The organism is Hymenobacter sp. BT559 (assembly GCF_016427535.1).
In the GTDB taxonomy this organism is placed as follows: domain Bacteria; phylum Bacteroidota; class Bacteroidia; order Cytophagales; family Hymenobacteraceae; genus Hymenobacter.
Genome location: NZ_JAELXV010000007.1, coordinates 241,067 through 266,771, shown reverse-complemented (window position 1 = coordinate 266,771; position 25,705 = coordinate 241,067). Strand labels below are relative to the sequence as shown.

The following is a 25,705-nucleotide window of genomic DNA, read 5'->3' as shown; positions in this document are numbered from 1 at the left end:
GCCTTCACCGGTGGGAGAGTCGGTCGCCGCCAACTTTACAACGAGAGAGCCCCCTGCCCCTGCGCTTTGACCAGCGCTCGGCAGGGGGCTCTCCGCATTTTAGCCTGTCCCGCCTCTCACCTCTTGGATGAGGTGCTCTTGCAATGGAATGTTGCGAAATCTTAAGAGATTAGTCCTGTTGTTGGATTCTTATTTAGGTATAGAACAGTCATTCATCAATAAAAAGCCCCTTGCTTCATTGTGGAGCAAGGGGCTTTTTATTGATGAATGACTGTTCTATAGTTAATACAGCTCCGATGGTGCTTCGCTAACTATCAGTCTATCTCCTGAATAAATTGCGGAATCAAGATTAAGGTCTAATATAAGTACGCGTTGTGGGTCTTGGTTATCATGTACAACTTCTTCTATTGTACCCATTACTTTAATAGTAGGCTGTGTGCCAGGTAATATTATAAGCAGTGCTGTGTGTAAACTATGAGTGGCTAGCCAATGAGGTATTGGTTTTGCGGGTGATACTAGTAGCCCTAAGCCTGGCAGCCGGAAGGTGGTGTCCACTATAAAAGGTTCATGAAACTCGAGCATTGAGAACCTTTCCGCGTTTAGCCTTTGCCAGCTTGTTTAATAAAGCCCTTGTGCCTACCACGTTGCTTGATGCGCGTGCCTTCTAGTATTTGGAGTTCTATAGCTAGTGGCTCACAGCTAGTAATTAAAAACTCTTGAGGTGCAAAACCCGCCGAGCTAACCATGAGGTGCGGGGCCTGAGTAGGAACAGAGGGCAGGTCAAAGGTAAAATATCCTTCGTCGTTAGTGGTTCGCGCTACGTAGGTGCCTTTAACCATGATGGTCGCACCTACTAGTGGAGTACCAGTCGTAGACTTGACATGCCCGCTAAAGGAGCGGCAGGCTAGCTGGACTGGTACTGGCCCTGTAGGCTCTTGGCCGGGAGTGATAGGGCGGGTGGCTTGGGCGGACGCCGAAAAGGCGTGTAGCACTAATGAACAAGCCAATGGGAGGAGGAAAATGTATTTCATCGACGAAGGATATGTGCAATAGACAAGAGGTTAAATTCGCTAGCTGGTACTAAGCAACGAACTGTAGTGCTTACTAACAAGTACTTTGCCAAGTAATTTATACTAATACGTAATCTCCTAGGGAGTAGGTGAGCCGTTACACTAAAGTGTGGCAGTAGCTGCACTTAGGGTATAAGTTGCAATCTGCTCGGCCGAAAGGTTGCCGTTAAGCCATTCAGTATCGAGCTCAGCCCCTAGCTTCTTATAAAAATTAATGGCTGGCTCGTTCCAATCAAGTACCTGCCACTTGAGGCGTTGGGCACCAGTGCGGCGAGCCTCGGCGACTACGGCGTCGAAGAGCAGCCGGCCATAGCCTCCCCGGCGAGCGGCCTCAGTCACTACTAGGTCTTCGAGGTAAAGCATGCGGCCCTTCCAAGTAGAGTAAGCGGTGTAGTAGAGCGCCAGCCCTAGGAGCTCCTCGCCATTTTCGAGGACGAAGAAGCCAAATATGGGTGCTGGTCCGAACCCATCGTGGTGCATCATTTCTAGGGTGTTGGTTACGGCTTCAGGTGCGCGCTCATAAGCGGCAAGCTCTTGGATGAGCGCGAGTACCCGCGGTAGGTCTGCTTCGCGCCCGCGGCGCAGCTGGTAGGAGTTGGGTGTCACAATCAGAAAGGCAAGGTGATATAAATAAGAATGAGCAATGGCCAGGCACCTAGGCTCCCTTTTAATAGGAAGAACTAGCGCACCTGCCCATTGCTCATGTCTGGCAAAGCAAAGCCGATTACATCTGCGGCTGCATTTTTTTGATGTCCTCAGTGGCGTTGGGGGCCGTTAGCTCGCGCGTGGGGTCATTAGCGGCTGGCGCAGCTGCTTGGGCACCCTTAGTAGTGTCAGGGGCGGGGGGCAGGGGCGGCAGCGGCGTGGTGGCTACATCATCGTCGCCATCGTTGGTTGAGGGGCCGCAGGCGGGCACAGTCAGCAAGAGAACCGCCGAAGCAAGCAGCGCGGGCAGGAAACGTTTCGTCATCATGAAAGAAAGCCGGAATTAAGGCTGCAAGTTACGCAAAGCAAAGAGTAATGCCGGACTGAACTACGTAGTAGCAGCAGTTTAGGTGTGATGATGAGTAGTGGGTAGCCTCTGGGATACTCGGCTCAGAGGGCTTTACTGAGCAGCCAGCCGAGCCAACCAGCACGGGCGGTCCAGGCCAGGGTGCGCAGCCAGTTGGTACGCAAAAGGCCGTCGAGGGCAATGTAGTTGTAGCCCCCGGCTTCGAGCCGGTCATGAAACGGAACCGAAATAAAAAAAGTAACTGCCCATACCACTACTACCAGCGCAGCTTGCCCTAGGGCAGGCCCCGCGCCCCAAACCGTGTAGGACGTCCAGGCTAGCCAGCCTGCCAAGGCTAGCTCGGCTACCATGGGTGCACCTACCACCCAACCCATACCGCGGGTATGAGCAGCGTGATAGCGGAGAAATTCTTCTTTGCCGACGAGGACTAGGGCTGGGTAGGTGACGAGCTGCACTACCCAAATGACGCCGGTAAGGTAGGCTGCTAGGGCGAAGTTGAGCAAAAGCAAATGCGGGAGCGACATACCGGCTCAGCTAAAGGAAATGGTGCAACTGTCCTACGCAAAGTGCCGCCTCTTAGGCGATGCGCGCAACCTACTAGTAGCTTTGGCTATTTAGCTAGCGGGCGGCGCTGCTGGCCAGGCAAACACTCTTTCTATTCAATGAACAAAAACTTGTGGGCGCTGCCGCTGCTGGCCGCCCTAACGGTGGGCTGCCATGCTAGCTCGACCAATACGGCGGGCGCCACTGGCAAGCCCGATTTGCTATATGCCGCGCTCGACACAACGGTAGCGCCAGGCGATGATTTTTTTAGCTACGCTAACGGTACCTGGATTAAGAACCACCCAATTCCAGCCTCAGAGAGTAATTCGGGGATTGGCATTGAGGTGCAGAAGGAGGTATATGGCCGCCTGCGCCAAACCAGCATCGACGCGGCTAGGGCAAACGCCGCGGCTGGTAGCAACCAGCAAAAAATAGGTGATTTCTGGGCCGTAGGTATCGACTCGCTGAAAGCCGATAAGCTAGGTGCTGCACCCATCAAGCCCGAGTTGGACCGCATTGCGGCTATAAAGACGACGGCCGACGTGCCGGGCGTCATTGCTCATGAAATTCCGCTGGGCGTGCGGGCGCTCATTGGCCCGCGGGTGGCGCAAGATGACAAGAACAGTGATAAGATGGCGCTGTACCTGCATCAAAGCGGTTTAGGGCTGCCCAATCGTGATTATTACTTCAACACCGACACGCGCACTAAGAACATCCGCCGAGCGTATGTGCGACACGTGGCCAATACGTTCAAGCTCCTAGGTCAGGATTCGACCACGGCCAACGCTAATGCGGTGCGGGTGATGGCCCTCGAAACGGCGCTAGCTAAGTCGTCGCGCAAGCTAGAAGCCCTGCGTGACCCCTACAAAAACTACAACAAGATGACCCTAGTGCAGCTCGACAAGCTGACGCCCGGCCTCGACTGGAAAACGTGGTTTGCTCAGATGGGCGCCACCAGCGTGGATAGCGTGATTGTGGGCCAGCCCGAGTTTTACCAGACGGTGGGCCAGTTGCTCAAAACCAAACCCGTAGACGACTGGAGGGCCTACCTCACCTGGCAAGTGGCGCGTGAGTTTGCGCCCACGCTCAGCCAGCCGTTTGTGGACGAGAACTTCCATTTTTACGGCACCACGCTGCGCGGCGCCAAGGCCATGCGCCCCCGCTGGAAACGCGTGCTCGACATGGAGGAAGACGCCCTAGGCGATGCCCTAGGTCAGCTTTTTGTGAAAGAATACTTCAAGCCCGAGGCCAAGGCCCGCTACGACACGTTGGTGAAAAATGTGGTTTCGTCGTTTGCCGAGCACATCAAAACCGTGGACTGGATGAGCGCGCCCACCAAAGTAGTGGCGTTGGATAAGCTCCACAAAATCACACCCAAGGTGGGCTACCCTAATAAGTGGAAGGACTATAGCAACCTGGCCATAGATCGCAACTCGATGGCGGCCAACGTGATGCGCGCTAACCAGTGGCAGTATAACTACCAGCTCAACAAACTTGGCAAGCCCGTAGACCGCACCGAGTGGGGCATGACGCCCCAGACCTACAACGCCTACTACAACCCCAGCAACAATGAGATTGTGCTACCTGCCGCGGCCTTCGCCGTGCCCACGCTGCTCGACGCCGATGCCGACGACGCACTGGTGTATGGCTACGCCGGCGCCAGCACCATTGGCCACGAGCTAACGCACGGCTTCGACGACGAGGGCAGCCAGTTCGATGCCAAGGGCAACCTGCACGAATGGTGGAGCAAGGAAGACCGTAAGCGCTTCAACGACCGCGTGGCGGTTATTGTAAAGCAGTTTAATGGCTACACGCTGCTCGACTCGCTGCACATCAATGGCAAGGCTACGGCCGGTGAGAATATTGCCGACCTAGGCGGCATTGTCATTGGCCTGGATGCCTTTAAGAAAACGAAGCAATACAAAGAGGGCAAGAAAATTAACGGCCTGACGCCGGTGCAGCGCTACTTCTTGGGTTATGCCCTGGGGTGGCAAATGCACGTGCGCGACGAAGCCCTGGCCTCGCAGTTGCTCACCGACGTGCATTCGCCGGCCCAATACCGCGTGAACGGCCCAATGGCCGATGTGCCAGCTTTCTACGAAGCCTTTGGTGTGAAGCCGGGCCAAAAGCTGTACATTCCTGACTCAGCACGCGTAAGAATATGGTAGCGTTTAAAGCTGGAAAATGAACACTACAGTAGAATGAAAACCAGATGAATGTAAGCCCGGCCTGTGCGCCGGGCTTACTTTTGTAGGGCGTACCGTCGCTTCTGTTCTTTCGATTGATGTCTTTCTACTTTTTGCGGGTGCTTGCCGTGGCGAGCTTAGTCAGTATGGCTGGCCGCACCCTGGCCCAGGGCGGCGTGACACCCCCAGCCGGCACGTTTCCTACCCGGCAGCCGGCAGGAGCCTCGGCGCAGCAGCCTGTGCACTACGACCACGACGCGGCTAGCAAGTGGAGCGTGCATTTTCAGCAAACAGTTATCCAGCAGTGGCACAATAACTTTACGCCGCGCTACCAGGGCGATTTTAGCTTACAGGCCCGCGAGCAGGCCAAGCTTTCGCTTACTACTACCGCCTTTATTGGGCGCAAGCTATGGAAGGGCGCAGCCGTGTATTTCAATCCTGAGGTGGCGGGCGGCAGTGGCTTGAGCGGGGCTACCGGCATCGGGGGAGCGCCCAATGGCGAAACCTTCCGCATCGGCGACCCCTCGCCGCAGGTGTATCTGGCGCGGCTGTATTTGCGCCAGCTGTGGGCCTTGGGCCCGGAAACCGAGCAGTTTGAGGACGACAACAATCAGGTGGCCGGCCCGCGCCCCACACGCTACCTAGCCCTGAACGTGGGCAAGTTCAGCATTGCCGACTACTTCGACCAGAACAGCTACTCGCACGACCCGCGCACGCAGTTCTTCAACTGGAGCCTGATGAGTGCCGGCGGCTGGGACTACCCCGCTAACACGCGTGGCTACACCGTGGGTGCGGTGCTCGAATACGTGGCTCCCGGCTTTGCGCTGCGCGGTGGTCTCTCGGCCATGCCTACCGATGCCAACGGCCCAGTACTCGACTTCCACTACGGCAAGGCCCAAGCCATTACCCTAGAGCTGACCAAGCCTTACAGCATAGGTGGCCACCCCGGCGCTGTGCGTCTGCTGGGCTTCCGCAATCAAGCCGCGATGGGTAACTACCGCCTGGCCGTGAGCCAAGCCGGCTCCGCTGGCCCCGACATCACGGCCGTGCGCGCTGAGCGCCGCACCAAATACGGCGTGGTGCTGAATGCCGAGCAGGAGCTAACGTCCAACGTGGGCCTCTTCGGCCGCCTGAGCTATAACGACGGCCACAACGAAACCTGGGCCTTCACTGAAATTGACCATAGCCTGAGTGTAGGCCTTACGAGCGCGGGTACCCGCTGGCGGCGCCCCACCGACCGCCTAGGTGTCGCGGCCGTGGCCAACGGCCTCTCGCCCGAGCACCGCGCCTACCTAGGGGCAGGCGGCTCGGGCTTTATATTAGGCGACGGCCGGCTCGACTACGGCCTGGAGTACATCGGGGAGGTGTATTACAGTATTGACTTCCCGCGCTACCACGCCGCGCTGAGCCCTGATTACCAGATTGTTTTTAACCCTGGTTACAATACGAGCCGGGTGTCGGGTCCGGTGCACGTAGTTGCGTTGCGAGTACACGTCGAGTTTTAGAACAGCGGGCTGCATTTATAAAGCAGACCCATGCGCCCCCGGTTATTCAAGCGCCCTTCGGGGTGCGCCTAACCACCACCAGCGCTAACAGCTGAGTACACCGAGCCGGGGCCGATTTTGGTAGCTACGTAGCCAGGGCTAGCCTTGAAATGAGCCGAAATTCTACGGAAAGTTAGCCCTAGGTACCTCAGTTTCTTCATGCAACCACCAAGACCGATAGGCGTCCTTGCCGGTCTTTTAGTTTAATTACCGAATGCGCAAGCTTCTTTTTTCGCTGGCCTTGCTGGCAGTACTACCGCTCCGCCTGTGGGCCTGGGGCGTGGATGGCCACCGGGCCGTGGGCCTCATTGCCAACCGCCACCTCACTGAAAAGGCGCGCCGCCAGGTAACAGCCCTCCTAGGTACCCAAACGCTGGCCCTCGTTAGCACTCAGCCCGACGAGATGCGTTACCTGCCCGAGTTTAAGGAAACCGCGCCCTGGCACTACGTGAACACGGCTCTGGGCCTAGGCCACGACCAGTACCTGCAAGCCGTGAAAGGCCAGGCTAACCCCAACGCCTACAACGTGTTGGTGGCTAAAATAAAGGAGATGCGTGACCCTGCTAAAACCCCGGCGCAGCGCGCCGAGGCGCTCATCTTTGTGGTGCACATTGTGGGCGATATTCACCAGCCTATGCACACCGGCCGCGCCGAAGACAAGGGCGGCAATGACATCAAGCTAACCTACCGCGGCAAGGACACCAACCTGCACAGCCTCTGGGACAGCGGCCTGCTCGACTACCAGGGCCTCACCTATACCGAGATGGGCCAGCAGTACGACGCGGCCGTGCCCGCGCCGCTCGTCAAAACCTGGCAGGCCAGCACCGACCCCGCCGAGTGGCTGTTCGAGTCGTATACCGCTGCCACGCAGCTCTACGCCGAGGCCGCCCAAAACTCTAACCCTGACTACCGCTACTACCCCGCTCACGCCGACCTAATGAAGCAGCGCATTCAGCAAGCCGGCGTGCGCTTAGCGGCGGTGCTGAACGAGGCGTTTAAGTAGCCGAATGAAAAACGGAATAGCACTCCCTTTTTGCGTTCCGTTTTAAAGCATACAGGCCCTCCGCTTCAACTCGAAGCGGAGGGCCTGTTTCGCTACTAATAGCAGCTAACACAGCGGCTACATTATTAATACATTAGCGGAATAAACAGCCAAAGTTACGGCCGCTAGCGCCCGACGCGCAACCAGCTGAAAAAGGACTTAAATTTTTTCGGCTTGGCGAAAAGCGGCAAAGCGCGTGGTATTGACGGGTTTCAGCACTCGAAACCGAGCTGGGAAAGTTTTCGCGAGAAATGTTTTTTGCGGGCAAATTATTACACCGAAACAGGATTTTGTAATTTTGCACCGTGAACGCAGTCAACCACCAGTGGATGATGCGCGGAGCTACCCAATCGGCTGCTCTGCGAAAGGACTGGAAGGCTGTGGCTGCCGTTTCCGTTGCTTTTTGCGATTCGTTTTTTCGATTGCCGCCCCATTCGCTTGAGGCGGCTTTTTTGTGCCCGGTTGGTGCGGGTGCCAGCGTGCGTGCTGCCAGCACCCGCAAAAAATCCGACCGAGTAAATTATTACAAAGTGCTCTAACCTGCTGAATAGGAAGCGCCCGGTTGTGCCGGGCGCTTTTGTTTTTACTAAGTTATCGTTGTCAGTTGCTCGTTGTCTGTTGTCAGACAGTGGCTTGAAAAGCACTAACAACTGACAACGAACAACTGACAACTAAAGAATGCAAAAGCTCCTCACCCGCGTTGCCCAGGCCAATACGCTGCTCTGTGTGGGCCTCGACCCCACTGGCTCCGACGAAGACGTGACGCGCCGCCTGCCGCAGGTCATCGCTGAAACCGCGCCCTACGCCGCTGCTTTCAAGCCTAATCTGGCCTTTTTCCTAAGCCGGGGCAATGGCACGCAACTGCTACGCCAGGTGGTGGCAGCCGTGCCCGATGGCATCCCGGTTATCCTGGATGGCAAGTTTGGCGACATCGCTAACACGGCCATGCACTACGCGCAATTTGCTTACGACGTGGTGGGGGTCGATGCCGTGACGGTGAACCCCTACATGGGTGCCGATGCAGTAGTGCCCTTCGCACGCCCCGGCAAGTTCGTCTTCGCCCTAGCCAAAACCTCGAACCACTCGCCCATCCAGGAGGCGGTGCTGCAAAGCGGCGAGCCGGTGAGCGAGTTTACGGCTAAGCTACTCGCCGACCTCGACACGACGCACGGCAACATCGGTCTCGTGGCCGGCGCTACCGATGCGGCGGCCCTAGGTAGCCTGCGGCAGCTGTGCCCCACGCAGTGGTTCCTGGTGCCCGGCATCGGCGCGCAGGGCGGCGACCTGGCCTCGGTGATGAAAGCCGGCCTGCTAGCCGACGGCGGCGGGCTGCTGATTAACGCTTCGCGCAGCATCTGGCAAGCTGAAGATTCGGCAGCCGCCGCGCGGGAGTTGATGAATGAGATTAATGAGTACCGTTCGGTAACTGCTTAAATCACGATTTCATACGATTGTCATGCTGAGCTTGCGAAGCATCTCGCGTGACGCGCTAACCCTTTATAGTAGCTGCGAAGCGAGCGAGATGCTTCGCAGGCTCAGCATGACAGACGTTTTTCTGACTAATGAATAAGCACCTCACCCCCGACCTCCCCGCCGTCGAAGTAGCCACTATTCTCGAAGCGCAGCTGCGTGAGGAAGGCGCACTCCTGAACGGGCATTTCAAGCTCTCGTCGGGGCTGCACTCGGATACTTACGTACAGTGCGCCCGCTTTTTGCGCAAGCCCGATTTGGCCGCGCCCGCGATGGCGGTGCTCGCCCAGCGTCTGCGCGAGGCCGGCCTAGTGCCCGACACGGTGGTCGGCCCCGCGATGGGCGGCGTGGTAGTGAGCTACGAGCTAGCCCGGCAACTGGGCGTGCCGTCGCTTTTTACCGAGCGCGATGCGAATGGTGAAATGACCTTGCGGCGCGGTTTTACGCTAGCCCCCGGCGAGCGGGTAGTAATTGCCGAAGACGTAGTTACGACTGGCAAAAGCACCCTCGAAGTAGCACGGGTTTTGAAGGAAATGGGAGTCGAAGTGCTCGCGGTGGCCTCTTTAATTGACCGCACGAGTGGGAAAGCTGACCTTCCGTTCCCGAACTTTGCGCTGTTGCCGGTGCAGGCGGCCGTATTTGCGGCTAATGCGGTGCCGGAACACCTGGCCGGGATTCCGGCCGTGAAGCCGGGCAGTCGGCCCGACGCGAAATAATCCATTACCACCTGTCAACCTTACCTGGCATACGCTTGCGAAGGACCTTATCACACTCGCAACGTGGTGATTAGTAAATCTGACGGATGCAGCAGTGATAAGATGCCGCCTCCGTCAGCATGACAAAAGTTAATTTGGAAACCAACCAGCATTCCATCCTCCTCAGTCTCCAACCCGGCCGGCACGACGGCGACGGCCAGCGCGTGGCCGCCGACGCAGCCCGCCACCTAGGGCTAGCCACCGGCCAGGTGCGCAGCGCGGCGCTCTACGCCGTGCGCTACCCCGGCCTCAGCGAAAGCCAGCTAGCCGACTTCGCCGCCGCCTGCCTGCAAGACCCCGTGCTGCACACGGTAGTTATCGACCAGGTAGCCGCGCCCGCGGGCTTCAAAAGCTACATCTTGGTGGCCAAAGGCCCCGGCGTGACGGACGACGAGGGCACCTCGGCCCAGAATGCGCTCGGCGACTTCCTCAACGAGCCCATCGACACCCGCACGCAGCACATTTTCTCGAAGCGGCTGTTTTTCCTGGAAAAAGACCTGCCCGCCGCCGACCTTCGCCGGCTCGCTGAAGAGCTGCTGGGCAACAAGCTCATCAACCGCTTTGAGGTAGGCGCGGTGGCCGATGGCATCCGCGACTTCACGCCGCGCCCCGGCGGTGGGGCCGACGCCCGCACCGAAACCATCAACCTGACGGGCCTCCGCGACGAGCAACTGCTCCAGCTAAGCAAGGACAACGTGTACGCGCTCAACCTGCCCGAAATGCAGGCCATCCGCGACTACTTCGACCAAGGCAGCGTGCGCGAGCAGCGCCTCGGCCTAGGGCTGCCCGCCGACCCCACCGACTGCGAGATGGAGATTCTGGCCCAAACCTGGTCGGAGCATTGCAAGCACAAGGAGTTCAGCGCCGTTATCAAGTACAAAAACCTGGAAACGGGCGCGGAAGAAGAGATTGACGGCTTGTTCAAAACTTTCATCAAGGGCGCGACCGCCGAGGTAGACCGCCAACTGCGGGCCAACGGCAACGACTGGCTCATCAAGGTGTTTTCGGACAATGCCGGCGCGGTGCGCATCAACCCCGAGTCACTGTTCGTGTGGAAGGTCGAGACGCACAACTCGCCCTCGGCCATCGACCCCTACGGCGGAGCTATCACGGGCATCCTGGGCAACAACCGCGACCCGCTGGCTACTGGAATCGGCGGCGCGCGCTTGCTGTTCAATACCAACGTACTGTGCTTCGGTAACCCCGACTACGATGGTGAATTGCTAACCGGTCAATTGCACCCACGCCGCATTTTTGAAGGGGTGCGCAAGGGCATCGAGGACGGCGGCAACAAGTCGGGCGTACCAACCGTGAACGGCGCCATCGTATTTGATGACCGCTACCGTGGCAAGCCGCTCGTGTACTGCGGCACTGGCGCGGTGATGCCCATGCAACTAGCTGGCAAAGACAGCTGGGAAAAAGTGATTCTGCCCGGCGACCGCATCATCATGGCCGGCGGCCGGGTGGGCAAAGACGGCATTCACGGCGCGACCTTCAGCAGCATTGAGCTGGACGAAGCCGCGCCCGCTACGGCCGTGCAAATCGGCTCGCCCATCACCCAAAAGCTGGCGATGGACTTCCTGCTGCTGGCTACGCGGCGCGGCCTCATTCGGTGCAGCACCGACAACGGGGCGGGCGGCCTCTCGTCTAGCATCGGCGAGCTGGCTACCATCTCGGGCGGCGCAGTAGTGGAGCTCGAAAAAGTGCCCCTGAAATACCCCGGTCTGCGCCCTTGGGAGATTTTCCTGAGCGAGTCGCAGGAGCGCTTCACCCTGGCCGTAGAGCCCGCCAAGCTGGATGAGCTGCTGGCCCTAGGTCGTGAAATGGAGGTAGAGCTGACCGATATCGGCTTCTTCAACGCTGAGGGCTATCTCGACGTGAAGTTTGACAGCCAGCCCATTGCTGGCCTCTCGCTGGACTTCCTGCACGATGGCGTGCCGCGCAAAACCCTGCTGGCCGAGTACGTGAAGCCCGAAGCCCAGGAGCCCGCGCTACCCGCCGAAATCGACTACAACGACGTGCTATTCAAGCTGATGGGTTCGCTCAATATCTGCTCGCGCGAGTCAGTTATTCGGCAGTACGACCACGAGGTGAAGGGCCGCACGGTGGTGAAGCCCCTGATGGGCGCGACCGGCCAGGCGCCGCAGGATGCCGCCGTGGTGCGCTTCAATTTTGAGAGCTGGGAAGGCGTGGCCGTGAGCAACGGCATTTTGCCCCGCATGGGTGACCTAGATGCCTACCACATGTCGGCCGGCTCGTTTGACGAGGCCGTGCGGCAGATTATCTCGGTGGGCGGCAAGCTGCCCAACCTCACGCCGGGCGATGGAAATTTCTGGTCGGTAAACGACAATTTCTGCGTGCCCGATTCGGTCTACGACCCCGCCATCAACCCCGATGGCAAGCAGAAGCTCGCCAAGCTGGTGCAGATGTGCCAGGCTCTGCGCGATGCCTGCGCGGCCTACTGCATCCCGCTCACCAGCGGCAAGGACTCGATGAAGAACGACTTTAAGGCCGACGGGGTAAAAATCTCGGTGCCGCCCACGGTCCTCTACTCGATGACGGCCAAGGTCGAAGACGTGCGCCAGGTAGTAACCTCCGACTTCAAGCAGGCCGATGACGTCATCTATCTGCTCGGCGAAACCTACGACGAGCTAGGTGGCTCGGAGTTCTACCAGCTCTACAACGAGCTGGGCGCCAACGTACCGCAGGTGCGCTTCGAAGAAGCCAAAGCATTGTACACCCTGGTGGGCGAAGCCAACGCGCAAGGCCTCATCCAGAGCAGCCACGACCTGAGCGACGGCGGCCTCGCCGTGGCATTGGCTGAGAGCACCTTCGGCCGCGATGGCCTAGGTGCTGACCTTGACCTAGGTAGCGTGGCGGGCGACTTGTCGGCTACGGCGCTACTGTTCAGCGAGTCGCACTCGCGCTTCGTGGTAAGCATCGCGCCGGAAGACGTGACGGCCTTCGAAGGCATCCTAGGGCAGCGGGCTACGCGCCTGGGCCGCGTAACGGCCGATGGCCAGCTGCGTGTGGTGCACGGGACGCAGGAGCTGCTACATGCTTCGACCCACGACCTCCGCACCGCCTGGACCAACGGGCCCGTGAATCAAACAATTGGCTTGGAGCCCGCCGAGGCGCTACAGCACTAACGAGCAGTGAGCAAGGACCAAGTGATACCTACTAACATGGCAGACCTAGCCCAGGCCCCCAAAGCCCTCATCCTGACCGGCTTCGGCATCAATTGCGAAGAGGAAATGGCCGCCGCCTACCGCCTAGCGGGCGGCGAGGCCACCATCGTGCACCTCAATGAGGTGCTGCACGGTCGGGTGAGCATCCATGACTTCGATATTCTGAATTTTCCGGGCGGGTTCTCGTTCGGCGACGACCTAGGCTCGGGTGTGGTGCTGGCCAACAAGCTGCGCTACCGCCAGACCGGCGACGCGGGCCGCACACTGCTCAGCGACATCCGTGAGTTTGTGGCCGCCGGCAAGTTTGTGCTCGGCATCTGCAACGGCTTTCAGGTGTTGGTGAAGCTCGGGCTACTGCCCAACCTAGGTGGCGATTTCCAGCCCGAAGTGACACTGACGCACAACGCCTCGGGCCGCTACGAAAACCGCTGGGTTCGCCTCAAGGTGAATGCGCAGACGAAAACACCCACGCCCTTCCTGAGCGAGCTGACTTCCTTCGAAGTGCCCGTGCGCCACGGCGAAGGCCGCCTGGTAGTGCCCGACGCGGCCACCCGCGACCGCATCACCGACCTAGGGCTCAACTGCCTGACCTACGCCGGCCACGACGACCAGGAGACCGGCACCTACCCGCTCAACCCCAACGGCGCTGACCTCAACTGCGCTGGCCTCACCGACCCCACGGGCCACATTTTTGGCCTCATGCCACACCCCGAGGCCTATTTGGCCGGCTGCAACCACCCCGATTGGGGTATGAAAAAGCGCCGTGGCGAGCTGAAGGAAGAAGGGGAGGGGCTAGCGATTTTCAAGAACATTGTCACGCACCTCATTCGCCGGACCCAGGAAGCCAGCGCGCCTGCTACCCACGCGTAAGTTATTCGGTATGAACACGCTCCCGCAATTCGCCACCCCCCAGCTCCAGTTGTTGCACCGCGGCAAAGTCCGCGACAGCTTCCGCATCGACGACAGCACCCGCCTCATCGTGGTGTCGGACCGCCTCTCGGCCTTCGACTCGGTGCTCGAAACGGCCATCCCCAACAAAGGTGCGGTGCTGAACGGCCTAGCCAACTTCTGGTTCGAGAAAACGGCCCACATCATCCCCAACCACGTGAAGGGCATGGTGGACGCCAACGCCATGCTGGTGAAGGAAGCGCAACCGATTAAGGTAGAGATGGTAGTGCGCAACTACCTCACCGGCTCGATGCTGCGCGGCTACCAGAGCGGCCAGCGCACGTTTTCGGGCGTGACCGTGCCCGACGGCCTCACCAAGCACCAGCAGTTCCCGACGCCCATCGTGACGCCAACCACCAAGGAGGAGTCGGACCGCGAAATCACCCCCGAAAACCTCGTGAGCGAGGGCTGGGTAAGCCAGGAACTGTACGATAAGATGGCCGAAAAGGCGCTGGAACTGTTCAAAGTTGGCTCCGACTTGCTGGCTTCGCAGGGCATCATTTTGGTCGATACCAAGTATGAGTTTGGCTTGCTGGACGGCGAGCTGATTCTGATTGACGAAATCCATACGCCCGACTCGTCGCGCTTCTGGAGCGCCGCCGACTACGCCCAGAACCCCGAGGGCGCCGAGCAGATGGACAAGGAATACATCCGCCAGTGGCTCATTGCCAATAAGCAGGATGGGGCCTACCCCCGCGCCCTCACCCCCGAGGTAACGCAGGAGGCCGTCAATCGCTACCTCGACATCTACCAGCGCGTCGTGGGCCAGCCCCTAGCCACGGCCGGTGATGATGAAGACGTAACCGAGCGCCTGACCCGCAACTTGGTGAAGGCCGGATTACTAAAGTAGCCATATCGTGCAGAGCCAAGGACGGAAAGAGGGGAGTTTACGCCTTTCCTTCCGCTACTCTGTGAAACCCTTTTTTCTCTCTTTTAAACGCTGTGCCAACTTCCACCACCCAGCTCGTCCTCCTTGGTTCCGGTGCCCGCGAGCACGCTCTAGCTACCAAGCTTCGCCAGGATGGCGCGACCGTGCACGTGCTGCCCGGTAACGCTGGCATTCCAGGTAGCGTGCCTAGCATTAGCGCCACCGATTTTCCGGCCATTCAAAGCTTCTGCCAGGAGCACGGCATCAAGCTGATTGTGGTGGGGCCGGAGGCACCGCTGGCGGCGGGCGTGGCCGATTACTTCCTGGAGACGGACATCCGCGTGTTTGGCCCGCGGCGGCAGGCGGCTACGCTGGAAAGCTCGAAGGTGTGGAGCAAGGACTTCATGCGTCGCCACGGCATTGCCACGGCTCGCGCCTGGAGCTACCGCAGCGACCAGTTTGCCGAGGCGCAGGCGCAAGCTGAGGAACTCGCTGGCCACGTAGTTATTAAGTACGACGGCCTAGCCGCTGGCAAGGGCGTGTACGTGTGCAGTTCGGTAGCCGAGGCCACGGCCGCCCTCACCGAGTTGCGCGAACTACATGAAGGCTGGTTTAGCTTCCTGCTCGAAGAGAAGCTGACCGGCCCCGAGGTGAGCCTCATCGGCCTCACCGATGGCAACCGCATCCGGCTGCTGGCCCCGGCCCAGGACCACAAACAGCTGCTTGCCAACGACGAAGGCCCCAACACGGGCGGCATGGGTGCTTATTGTCCAGTGCCCTTTTTGGATGATAACTCGCTGGCCGCCATTCGCCAGGATATTATTGACCCCACGTTGCGCGGCCTCCAAAGCGAGCCGTTCGACTTTGTGGGCTTCCTCTATTTTGGGGTGATGCTGACGCCGAGCGGTCCCAAGCTGCTCGAATACAACGTGCGCCTAGGTGACCCCGAGGCCGAGGTTATCCTGCCCGCGCTGGAAAGCAGCCTGCTCGAACTGATAGAGGCGACGCTTGAAGGCAACTTGGCCCAAACGATAACCAAGCAGCGCGCTGGCGCCTTTGTGGGCGTAGTGCTGGCTTCGGGTGGCTACCCGGCAGCGCAATTCCCAACGGGCTTCCCCATCCACGGCATCGGCAACCAAGGCCAAGATACCCAAGTGTTTGTGGGCGGCGTGAAGGCAGGCGAACAGCCCGGCGAACTGCTCACCAATGGCGGCCGCGTGGCGGTGGTAGTAGCCCACGGCCCCGACCTGCCCACCGCTATCCAACTAGCTTACGCGGAGACAGAAAAGGTTTATTTTCAAGACAAATACGTGCGCCCCGACATTGGGCAGCGCCCCGCGCCGCTGCTCGAAACGAGCGCTTACTAGATGAACGACCAACGTCCTGCCCGTCTTGCCATCCTGCTTTCTGGCCGCGGCTCCAACATGCTCGCGCTGGCCGAGGCCGTGCAAACGGGCGTGCTACAAGGCCTGGCCGAAATAGTCGTGATATTCAGCAACGACCTCACCGCGCCGGGTATCGACTCGGCGGCCGCCCTAGGTCTGCCTACCGATAGCCTGAGCTCGAAAGGCCGCAAGCGCGAGGAGTTTGACCGCGACGTGGTAGCCATTCTGCAAGAATACCGGCCCGACTACGTGGTGCTGGCGGGCTACATGCGGGTGCTCTCGCCCACGTTTGTACGGGCGTTTGCGGGCCGCATCATTAACATCCACCCTGCTGATACGCACCAACACCAAGGCTTGCATGCCTACGAGTGGGCCTTCGATAACCGCTTGACGGAAACCAAAATAACCGTGCACTTGGTTGACGAAGGCCTGGATACTGGGCCGATTCTGGCGCAGCGTGTTGTAAATTTGGTAGGAGCTGATACCCTGGCCGAGGTGCAGCGCCGCGGCTTGGCTGTGGAGCACGTCTTATATGCCGAAACACTCGCGGCGCTAATTACAAAGTCTGCTCTCACCGCCTAGCTAGTGTTAGGTCGTTGCTCTACGCTCCCTACTCATCCTTCCCAAGATTACTAACTCATAATTTCTAACTCATAATTAACTGATTATGTGTGGCATCGTAGGTTTTCACGGCCCCGAGCGCGTGGTGGGCGATATGATTATCGGCCTTACCGCCTTGCAGCACCGGGGGCAGGATGCCGCCGGCATTGCAACGTTTGATGGCGACGCCTTCCACCTGCACAAGGGGCAGGGCTTGGTCAACGACGTTTTTAAACCCAAGCATACCAAAAAGCTGACTGGCAATACCGGCATCGGGCACGTGCGCTACACCACGCAGGGCGCGAATGACTCCGATTTGGCGCAACCCTTTACCACGAGCTACCCTTTCGGGCTGGCCATGGTGCACAACGGCAACGTTATTAACTTTCGTGATGTGGCTAAGCTGCTGCACGATAAGTACCACGTGCTGCCCAAGACGACTAACGACTTGGAGCTCATTATGTACACCTTCGCCTCGGAGCTGCGGGTGAAGGACCTGGACCGGATTTCAGTGGTCGATATTTTCGATGCTGTAGAAACGACTCAAGAGCTGGTGAAGGGTGCCTACGCTACCGTGACTATCATTGCGGGGCATGGCCTGTTGGCCTTTACTGACCCTCTAGGTATCCGCCCGCTAGTGATGGGCCGCCGCGACACGCCCGAGGGGCCGGTATATGCGTTTGCCTCGGAAAGCACCTGCTTCGACTACCTCGACTTTGAGTTTGTGGAGAATGTGGGGCCGGGCCAAGCCATTTTTATCGACAACAACTACCAGGTTCACTATAAAAACCAGAACACCGTGCCCAAGGCGTTCTGCGTGTTCGAGCAGATTTACTTCGCCCGCGAAGACTCAACCATTCACGGCCGCCTAGTAGCTCGCGAGCGCGTGCGCCTAGGTAAGATTATCGCCCGCAAAGTGGTTGATGCCGGTCTCAAGCCCGACATGGTAATTGACGTGCCTTCGTCGGGCTACTTCTCGGCCTCGGGCCTAGCCGAAGCCATTGGCGTGCCCTACCGCCGCGCCATGGTGAAAAATAACCACATGGGTCGCTCCTTCATCGTGCCAACCCAGGCCGGCCGCGAGGACGTAGTGAAGAAGAAACTGAATCCCATTCGCGCTTTTGTGGAGGGCAAAAAGGTGGCCGTGGTAGACGACAGTATTGTGCGTGGCACTACGTCGCGCCGTATCGTGCGACTGTTGCGCGAGGCGGGCGCCAGCGAGGTATACTTCATTTCGAGCGCGCCGCCCATTGTGTCGCCCTGCATCTACGGCATCGACATGGCCATGAGCACCGAGCTGATTGCGGCCAACTATACGGAAGAGGAAATCTGCCGTTACATCGAAGCTGATAAAGTCATTTATCAGGATTTGAGCGACTTACAGGACCTATTTGCCGAGGAGCGCGGCCACGGTGGGTCGTGCTTTGCATGCTTTACGGGCAAATACCCGACGGGCGATGTGACGCGCTACCTGCGCCACATCCAGGAGGAGCGCCAGAGCCACCGCATCGTGGACAAGGTGCCCTCGGTGAGCGCGAAAGCGCCGCTACCGACCGAGCATTAAGGTAGGGGCCGCCCTAACGTGGGGGCCTCACCCCCGGCTCCCTCTCATCTTCGGAGAGGGGGAGCCGGATGATTTTAGACTGTAAGAAATTAAGTAATCATATAACTCCGCCGTCTGGCTCCCCCTCTCCTTTTCGGAGAGGGAGCTGGGTGGTGAGGCGCCCCGCCTTAACCGCATGAACAACGCCCAAACCCCCGACGCCGGCTACTCCATCGACCTCGGCAACGCCGCTTCGAAAAACGCTTATAACTGGTCGAAAAAGACGTTTGCTACCCGCGCCGGCCTACCCGGCGAGCCCGCCCGCGACCTCGACGGCGGCTTTAGCAACGAAATTCGCTTTGGCCAGGAGCGCCTAGGTATCAGCTCGGACGGTATCGGCACTAAAATCGAGCTGGGCGAGCGCCTCGATAAATACGACACCCTAGGGTACGACTTGGTAGCCATGACCGCCGACGACCTCATCGCGGCCGGCTTCGTGCCTACCAACTTGTCGAACATCATCGACGTGAACACCCTCGACTACGACGTGGTAGACGAGATGATGCGTGGCCTGCATGATGCCTGCCAGTTCGCGAAAATCGCCATTACTGGCGGCGAAATTGCCGAACTGGGCAACCGCATCGGTGGCTTTCCTGGCGCGCGCATGAACTTCAACTGGTGTTCCACGGCCATTGGGGTACTGCACCCCAGCTTGGCCCAACCGCTGAGCGGTGCCACCGCTCAGGCCGGCGATGCCGTGGTAGCCCTGCGCTCGCCCTCGTTTCGCTCCAACGGCTACTCGCTGGCCCGCAAGACGTTGCAGCGTCTCTTCGGTGACAACTGGCACCAGCAGCCCTACGACGGTACCGACGCCGACCAGTACGCCACCTGGGGAGAGGCTCTGCTCGCGCCCTCGCTCATCTACGCGCCCGCCCTCACGGCGGTGCTTGATGCTGGTCTGCCCCTGCGCGGCGCGGCCCACATTACGGGCGGCGGCGTGGCCGATAACTTCAAGCGCGTGCTCAAAAACAACCTAGGTGCGGTGCTCGATAACCTCTTTGCACCTTTGCCCGCCATGCAGCGCCTCTGCGAAATCGGCGGTATTAGCCCCGAAACCGCTTACCTCTACTGGAACATGGGCAACGGCATGCTGCTCGTAGTAGCCCCCGAAGCCGCCGAAGCCACCATGCAGCAACTTGCCCAAAGCGGCTACCAGGCCCAAGTGGCTGGCTACCTCACCGCTGAGGCGGGTGTGACCCTGCGCGTAGGGGCAGGGGAGTTGAAGTATGCGTAGTGCTCAGTGATGGCATGAGCTACTCAAAGTCAATAGGTTTTGTAGTCATCCTAATTTGCCTGTTGAGCAGCTGCGAGCCAGCGAAAAATGCTACTATAATGCCTTCAATTGATGGTAGTCAGCTGGAATATCACGCAATCGGCAAGATGAACAAGGAAGAGTTTTGGCGAGTAATTGACTTTGCGCATCAGCAAGCAAAAGGTAATGAGCAGGTGTTTGAAAGCCTGCTCATTAAAAACTTGGGTCAGTATTCACCAGAAGGGATTGTGGAATTTGAATGCCTCTTGGAGCAGCAGCTTCTGGATGCAGATGATTTCAAAATCATGGCTGCGCAGAAAATCATCGAAGGCTCCGTAACAGATGACTCTTACCTATATTTTCGCTGCTGGCTGATTAGCCAGGGTAAAAGCGTGTTTGAGGAAGTACTGCGCAATCCTGATTCTCTAGCTAGTATTGATACGGAAGGAGCTATTGCAGAATTCGAACCGCTACTTTACGTCGCTACCCAAGCTTACGAGAATAAAACTGGCAAGAAAGAGGAAGATGCAAGCTTTCCGCGAAGCGTAGCCTCTGCGCGGGGATTGAACTACGACAGCGCGGCAGGAACTAAGGGCGAGGATTGGACAGAAGAACAATTGCCTACGCTGCTTCCGAAGCTCTGGGCGAAACACAACTAGCCGGCTAACTACGCCGGCCGCACTGACCGCTTCTCCAGCATGAGCTGCGTGCGAAACTCGTGCAGACCCTGCTCCAGGCCCACCGGGTACACGTGCGGGTTGAGAAAGCGCCGGATGCTGATATCGAGGCTATTGACTTCCTGACGCGCCAGTTCTCGGCTCTCTTCCAACGTTGGTAGTGGCTGCACAAGCTGGCCTTGGCTCAGCACCGGGGCCAGCAGGTCGCGGAAGGGCGCGCCGGGGTGCACGGGGCGGCGGCGGGTGAGGTCGGCGGGGTCGATAAGGATGGGCGTAGCGGGTAGCGTCTCAGCCGCGGCCACGTTGTAAATCATGTCGGCGCGGGGCTGGCTGTGCTCGCCTAGGTAGCGGCGCACCTGCAAGATGCCGGGGATACTGGTTTTGGCCTGCTGCTCAGAGAGCTTGAGCGTGAAATCCCAGCCTTGGCCGTCAGGCGTGCGGAGGGCTGCCAGTTTGTACACACCACCTAGGGCGGCTTGGTTATAGGCTGTGACGAGTTGCGTACCCACGGCCCAGGTATCGATGCGGGCGCCCTGCTGCCGCAGGCTGGTGATGAGGTTTTCTTCTAGGTCGTTGCTGGCTACGATACGGACGTTTGGCAGGCCAGCGGCGTCGAGCAGCTTACGGGCTTCTTTAGAGAGATAAGCTAAGTCGCCCGAGTCAAGACGAATGCCGCCTAGCTCGTGGCCGTGCTGGCGCATGTCGAGGGCTACTTCGATGGCGTGGCGCACCCCGTCGAGGGTATCGTAGGTGTCGACCAGGAACACCGAGTCGTTGGGGAAGGCGGCCGCATAGGTGGCGAAGGCCTGTTTTTCGTCACCGAAGGCCTGCACCCAACTGTGGGCGTGCGTGCCGCGCACCGGGATGCCGTAGAGCCGACCGGCCAGCACGTTGCTGGTGCCATCAGCCCCGCCGAGGTAAGCGGCGCGGGCGGCCCCTAGGCCGCCATCGGGGCCCTGGGCGCGGCGTAGGCCAAACTCTAGCACTGTGGCGTCGGGGCCGGCAGCATCGCGTACGCGGGCGGCTTTGGTGGCGATGAGAGTCTGAAAATTGATGACAGTGAGCAGGGCCGTTTCGACCAGTTGGGCTTGCATCAGCGGGCCCTGCACGCGCACTAGCGGCTCATTGCCAAATACTACCGTGCCTTCGGCCACGGCGTCTACGTTGCAGGTGAAGGTTAACTCTCGCAGGTAAGCTAGGAAATCGTCAGGGAATAGGCGAGTGTTTGTACTGCCTTCCAAGCTAGCTAGATAAGCGATATCCTCCTCTTCAAAACGCAAGTTTTGTAGGTAGTCAACAGCCAGCGCCAGCCCGGCCGCTACCGCATAACCGCCCTCAAATGGCGCTTTACGGAAATAGAGGTGAAACACGGCCTCACGCTCGTGCAGGCCCGCACGCCAGTAGCCGTAGGCCATCGTGAGCTGGTAGAGGTCGGTGAGCAGGGCGAGCGAGGGGCGGTAGAGGCCGGTGAGGGAGGTAGGAGTCATGGGCGCAAGTAGCACGAAGCGCTGCTTCGCAAACTGTTGGGTACGTAGGGGGGCAGTATTTGGCCATGCAGTGCGTAGCGAAGCATAATAAACGGGCGTTTAATATGGCAAATGCACAGCCGCAATAGGATAAAAACAGCCCGGCCCGCTCTATTCGGGCCGTACCTTTGTTAGTGGAAAGCTACTATTGCTAATCTCGCCTCATATCCCAGCTTATGTCGTTTAGATTCAAGCCCGCCGACGTGTTTGAAACCCGCCACAACGCGCCCGACCACGCTAGCCAGCAGGCCATGCTGCAAGCCGTGGGGGCCGCCGACCTGGCCCAACTCATCGCCGAAACGGTGCCCGCTGCCATTCGCCTGCCCCAGGCGCTGGCCCTGCCCCCGGCCCTTACCGAGCGCCAGTTCTTGAAGCGCTTCAAGCAGATAGCCGGTCAGAACAAGGTGTATAAGAGCTACATCGGCCTAGGGTACCACGATACCACGCTGCCGCCCGTTATCCAGCGCAACATCCTCGAAAACCCGGGCTGGTACACGGCTTACACGCCCTACCAGGCCGAGATTGCTCAGGGCCGCCTGGAAGCGCTCATCAATTACCAGACGATGGTGATTGACCTCACCGGCCTGCCCATTGCCAACGCCAGCTTGCTCGACGAGGCTACCGCCGCTGCTGAGGCGCTGCACCTGCTGCACTCGCAAACCAAGAAGAAAAACGCGACTAAGTTCTTTGTGTCGGAGCAGGTGCTGCCCCAGACCATTGACGTGCTGCGCACTCGCGCCACGCCCCTAGGTATCGAATTGGTTATCGGCGACCACCGCACGGCCGACCTCGCCGACGAGGCGCTGTTCGGGGCCATCGTGCAGTATCCCGGTGCCAACGGCACGGTGTTCGACTATAAGGAATTTATCGACAACGCGCACGCCAATAATCTGTTTGTGGTAATGGCGGCCGACCTGCTGGCCCTCACGCTGCTGACCTCGCCCGGTGAGCTGGGCGCCGATATCTGCGTGGGTTCGTCGCAGCGCTTCGGCGTGCCGATGGGCTTTGGTGGGCCGCACGCGGGCTTCTTCTCGTGCAAAGACCAGTTTAAGCGCGTCATTCCGGGCCGCATTATTGGGCAGAGCGTGGACGCGGCCGGCAACAAGGCCTATCGCATGGCGCTGCAAACTCGCGAGCAGCACATTCGCCGCGAAAAAGCGACCTCGAATATCTGCACCGCGCAGGTACTGCTGAGCGTGCTGGCCGGTATGTTTGCCGTGTACCACGGTCCGAAAGGCATCCGCCAGTTCGCCGTGAACACGCACTTGTTTGCTCAGATTCTGGAGGCCGAATTGAAGGCCCTAGGCGTAGAGCAGCTGAACAGCAATTACTTTGACACCCTGAGCTTGCGTCTCGAAAGCCACGAGATGCAGCAAGCGCTGAAAACTGAAGCCGAAGCGGCGGGCATCAACTTCCGCTACTACGAGGACACGCTGGTGGGCATCAGCCTGCACCAGAATGTGGAGTTCGACGACGTGCGCGACATCGTAGACATCTTCGCTAAGGTCCTAGGTAAGGAGGTAGCCACCACGGCCGCCCCTACCGCCGAGGCCGAGCTGACGCTGACCTGGCCCGAAAGCCTGCAGCGCACCAGCGAGTACCTCACGCACCCGGTCTTCAACACGCACCACGCCGAGCACGAGTTGCTGCGCTACATGAAGCAGCTCGAAAACAAAGACCTGAGCCTCGCGCACAGCATGATTCCACTGGGTTCGTGCACTATGAAGCTCAACGCTACGGCCGAGATGATACCGGTGACCTGGCCCGAAATCGGTCAGCTACACCCCTTCGCCCCGGCCGACCAAACGGTAGGCTACCAGCAAATCATCCGCGACCTGCAAGCTTGGCTCTGCGAGGTGACTGGTTTCGCCGCCGTCAGCCTTCAGCCTAACTCGGGCGCCAATGGCGAGTACGCCGGCCTGCTGGCCATCCGCGGCTACCACCTCAGCCGCGGCGACAACCACCGCACGGTGGCGCTCATTCCGGCCTCGGCCCACGGCACCAATCCCGCCTCGGCCGTGATGGCGGGCATGCAGGTAGTGGTGGTGAAAAGCACCGACGAAGGCAACGTGGATATGGACGACCTGCGCGCCAAAATCGCGCAGCACGCCGACCGCCTCTCGTGCCTCATGGTAACGTACCCCAGCACGCACGGCGTGTACGAGGAAACGATTATTGAAATCTGCGAGCTCATTCACCAGGCCGGCGGCCGGGTGTACATGGACGGCGCCAACATGAACGCCCAGGTGGGCCTCACCTCGCCCGCCAGCATCGGGGCCGATGTGTGCCACCTCAACCTGCACAAAACCTTCTGCATTCCGCACGGTGGTGGCGGCCCCGGCGTGGGCCCCATCGGCGTGGTAGAGGACCTCATTCCCTACCTGCCTGGCCACGTAGTAGTGCCGGTAGAAGGCCGCGACAGCGGAGCTGTATCGGCCGCGCCGTATGGCTCGGCGAGCATTCTGCCCATTAGCTACGCCTACATTTCGATGATGGGCGGCGCGGGCATCACGCGCGCTACTGAGCTGGCTATTCTGAACGCCAACTACATCAAGGCCCGCCTGGAGGCGCACTACCCGGTGCTCTACACCGGTGCGCAGGGTCGCTGTGCCCACGAGATGATTCTTGATTGCCGCCACTTCAAAAAGGCTGGTATCGAGGTCGAAGACATTGCCAAGCGTCTGATGGACTACGGTTTTCACGCGCCCACGGTGAGCTTCCCGGTAGCCGGCACGCTCATGATTGAGCCTACCGAAAGCGAGAGCAAGGAGGAGCTGGACCGCTTCTGCGACGCCATGATTGCTATCCGTAAGGAAATCACGGAGGTAGAGGAAGGCCGCGCCGACGCCAAGGACAACGTGCTCAAGCACGCGCCCCACACTGCCGCTATTGTGCTTACGCAGGAGTGGACGCGCCCCTACTCGCGTGAGCAGGCCGTGTACCCGCTGCCCTACGTGCGCAATGCCAAGTTCTGGCCCACCGTCAGCCGCATTGACTCGGCCTACGGCGACCGTAACCTCATTTGCTCGTGCACGCCGCTGGAAGAATACGCCGACGAGCCAGAGCAACTGGTTTCGACGGATAAAGGTCCGTCGTATTAAGTAGACCAAAATCGTCTGTCCTGCTGAGCTTGCGAAGCATGACAGATGATTTTATGAGCGCAATACAACGCCTTCTTTCGCGTTAAACCTGCGCAGTCAAACAACCATCTAACACACGCCAGACTGAGTTCGCGCAAGCACTCGGCCTGGCGTGTTGTAGTTTGGCCGGGTAGCTAATAAAAGTAGTCGGCTTGCCTACTTTTTTTGGAACATTGCCTAGGTGGGTGGCGTTAAGTCAGTACCTCCGCAAAGCAGGATTATCTCATTAATTTTTAGCCTTATGAACCGCATAACTCGTTTTCTGGCCCGCCCGGCCGCCCTGGCGGTCACGGGCCTGGCGCTAACCTTCGGGATGGGCGCCTGCACCACGGCCAACGTGGCTTCGACCAGCGATTTTGACCATGCCGTTAATTTCCGTGCTTACAAAACCTGGGCTTGGTACCCTAAGCAAGCCAACGACACGGAAGGCGGCCCGGCCCGCGGCTATGAGTCCTTTACCGACCAGCGCATCCGCGATGCCGTAACGAAGGACCTAGGTGCCAAAGGCCTCACCGAAGTAGCAAGCAACGCTACTCCCGATGTGTTCGTGGCTTATAGCGTACGCATCGAAAACCAGCAGCAGCGTGTGGGTGGTAGCCCCTTTGGCTACGGCTACCCTTACTATGGCTACGGCTACGGCGGGTATGGCTACGGCTATCCTTATGGCGGCTCGTATAACTACAAAGCTGGCACCGTCATTATTGATATTGTAGACGCTAAGCGCAAAGAATTGGCATGGCGTGGTACCGGTCAGGCCCAGCTCGATAAAAACACGATTACGGAAGAAGAAACCTATCGCATCGTGAATAGCGTGCTCGGCAACTACCCGCCCACCGACGAGCGTCGCCGCCAAGCTATTCGCTAAGCGAGAGCTTGACTAGTGGACAAGTACTAAA

Annotated in this window: 20 protein-coding genes; 15 read left to right on the top strand and 5 right to left on the bottom strand. The window is 59.2% G+C overall.

Annotation, left to right across the window (positions count from 1 at the left end):
* Positions 1-599: 599 nt before the first annotated feature.
* The 4 genes from JAO77_RS24420 to JAO77_RS21095 all read right to left on the bottom strand — a co-directional run bounded on the left by JAO77_RS24420 (position 600) and on the right by JAO77_RS21095 (position 2,606).
* The gene (locus JAO77_RS24420) at positions 600-1,031 is read right to left on the bottom strand and encodes a carboxypeptidase-like regulatory domain-containing protein (RefSeq protein WP_198992419.1); all 432 of its coding nucleotides are present in this window, start codon (positions 1,029-1,031) and stop codon (positions 600-602) included.
* 141 nt (positions 1,032-1,172) lie between these two features.
* Positions 1,173-1,676, bottom strand: a complete 504-nt coding sequence (locus JAO77_RS21105; protein ID WP_198992418.1) for a GNAT family N-acetyltransferase — start codon at positions 1,674-1,676, stop codon at positions 1,173-1,175.
* 118 nt (positions 1,677-1,794) lie between these two features.
* Positions 1,795-2,043 (bottom strand): hypothetical protein, encoded by a 249-nt coding sequence (locus JAO77_RS21100; protein WP_198992417.1) that lies wholly within the window; start codon positions 2,041-2,043, stop codon positions 1,795-1,797.
* Positions 2,044-2,165: 122 nt separating this feature from the next.
* Positions 2,166-2,606: a hypothetical protein gene (locus JAO77_RS21095; protein ID WP_198992416.1), complete on the bottom strand. Its 441-nt coding sequence runs from the start codon at positions 2,604-2,606 to the stop codon at positions 2,166-2,168.
* A 138-nt stretch (positions 2,607-2,744) separates the two neighbouring features.
* Between JAO77_RS21095 and JAO77_RS21090 the strand changes: the two genes are divergently transcribed.
* From JAO77_RS21090 to JAO77_RS21030, 13 genes are all read left to right on the top strand, one after another.
* Entirely contained in the window at positions 2,745-4,793 is a 2,049-nt protein-coding gene (locus JAO77_RS21090; RefSeq protein WP_198992415.1) for a M13 family metallopeptidase, read from the top strand.
* 116 nt (positions 4,794-4,909) lie between these two features.
* A complete protein-coding gene (locus JAO77_RS21085) occupies positions 4,910-6,316 on the top strand; it encodes a carbohydrate porin (protein ID WP_198992414.1) in 1,407 nt (468 codons plus the stop codon).
* A 253-nt stretch (positions 6,317-6,569) separates the two neighbouring features.
* Complete coding sequence (locus tag JAO77_RS21080; RefSeq protein ID WP_198992413.1) at positions 6,570-7,358, top strand: S1/P1 nuclease; 789 nt, start codon at positions 6,570-6,572, stop codon at positions 7,356-7,358.
* A gap of 717 nt (positions 7,359-8,075) precedes the next feature.
* On the top strand, positions 8,076-8,831 hold the full coding sequence (gene pyrF, locus JAO77_RS21075) for an orotidine-5'-phosphate decarboxylase (protein ID WP_198992412.1): 756 nt from the start codon (positions 8,076-8,078) through the stop codon (positions 8,829-8,831).
* Positions 8,832-8,959: 128 nt separating this feature from the next.
* Positions 8,960-9,583, top strand: coding sequence for an orotate phosphoribosyltransferase (gene pyrE / locus JAO77_RS21070; RefSeq protein ID WP_198992411.1), 624 nt, complete (start codon positions 8,960-8,962; stop codon positions 9,581-9,583).
* 119 nt (positions 9,584-9,702) lie between these two features.
* On the top strand, positions 9,703-12,771 hold the full coding sequence (locus JAO77_RS21065; protein WP_235998536.1) for a phosphoribosylformylglycinamidine synthase subunit PurL: 3,069 nt from the start codon (positions 9,703-9,705) through the stop codon (positions 12,769-12,771).
* Positions 12,772-12,807: 36 nt separating this feature from the next.
* Positions 12,808-13,680, top strand: coding sequence for a phosphoribosylformylglycinamidine synthase subunit PurQ (locus JAO77_RS21060; protein WP_198992410.1), 873 nt, complete (start codon positions 12,808-12,810; stop codon positions 13,678-13,680).
* A gap of 10 nt (positions 13,681-13,690) precedes the next feature.
* A complete protein-coding gene (locus JAO77_RS21055; protein ID WP_198992409.1) occupies positions 13,691-14,608 on the top strand; it encodes a phosphoribosylaminoimidazolesuccinocarboxamide synthase in 918 nt (305 codons plus the stop codon).
* A gap of 92 nt (positions 14,609-14,700) precedes the next feature.
* Complete coding sequence (purD, locus tag JAO77_RS21050) at positions 14,701-15,993, top strand: phosphoribosylamine--glycine ligase (RefSeq protein ID WP_198992408.1); 1,293 nt, start codon at positions 14,701-14,703, stop codon at positions 15,991-15,993.
* Positions 15,994-16,593 carry a phosphoribosylglycinamide formyltransferase gene (purN, locus tag JAO77_RS21045; protein ID WP_198992407.1) on the top strand — a complete coding sequence of 200 codons (600 nt, stop codon included), beginning with the start codon at positions 15,994-15,996 and terminating at the stop codon, positions 16,591-16,593.
* Between the two features lie 85 nt (positions 16,594-16,678).
* Entirely contained in the window at positions 16,679-18,175 is a 1,497-nt protein-coding gene (gene purF, locus JAO77_RS21040; RefSeq protein WP_198992406.1) for an amidophosphoribosyltransferase, read from the top strand.
* Positions 18,176-18,350: 175 nt separating this feature from the next.
* Positions 18,351-19,448, top strand: a complete 1,098-nt coding sequence (locus tag JAO77_RS21035; RefSeq protein WP_198992405.1) for an AIR synthase-related protein — start codon at positions 18,351-18,353, stop codon at positions 19,446-19,448.
* A gap of 98 nt (positions 19,449-19,546) precedes the next feature.
* Entirely contained in the window at positions 19,547-20,125 is a 579-nt protein-coding gene (locus tag JAO77_RS21030; protein WP_198992404.1) for a DUF4240 domain-containing protein, read from the top strand.
* An 8-nt stretch (positions 20,126-20,133) separates the two neighbouring features.
* On the opposite strand, the gene JAO77_RS21025 is transcribed toward JAO77_RS21030, so the two are convergent.
* A complete protein-coding gene (locus JAO77_RS21025) occupies positions 20,134-21,630 on the bottom strand; it encodes a nicotinate phosphoribosyltransferase (protein ID WP_198992403.1) in 1,497 nt (498 codons plus the stop codon).
* A gap of 215 nt (positions 21,631-21,845) precedes the next feature.
* On the opposite strand from JAO77_RS21025, the gene gcvP reads away from it, so the two are divergent.
* Both gcvP and JAO77_RS21015 read left to right on the top strand, forming a co-directional pair.
* Positions 21,846-24,770 (top strand): aminomethyl-transferring glycine dehydrogenase, encoded by a 2,925-nt coding sequence (gene gcvP, locus JAO77_RS21020; protein ID WP_198992402.1) that lies wholly within the window; start codon positions 21,846-21,848, stop codon positions 24,768-24,770.
* A gap of 280 nt (positions 24,771-25,050) precedes the next feature.
* Positions 25,051-25,674 carry a DUF4136 domain-containing protein gene (locus JAO77_RS21015; protein WP_198992401.1) on the top strand — a complete coding sequence of 208 codons (624 nt, stop codon included), beginning with the start codon at positions 25,051-25,053 and terminating at the stop codon, positions 25,672-25,674.
* Positions 25,675-25,705: the final 31 nt, after the last annotated feature.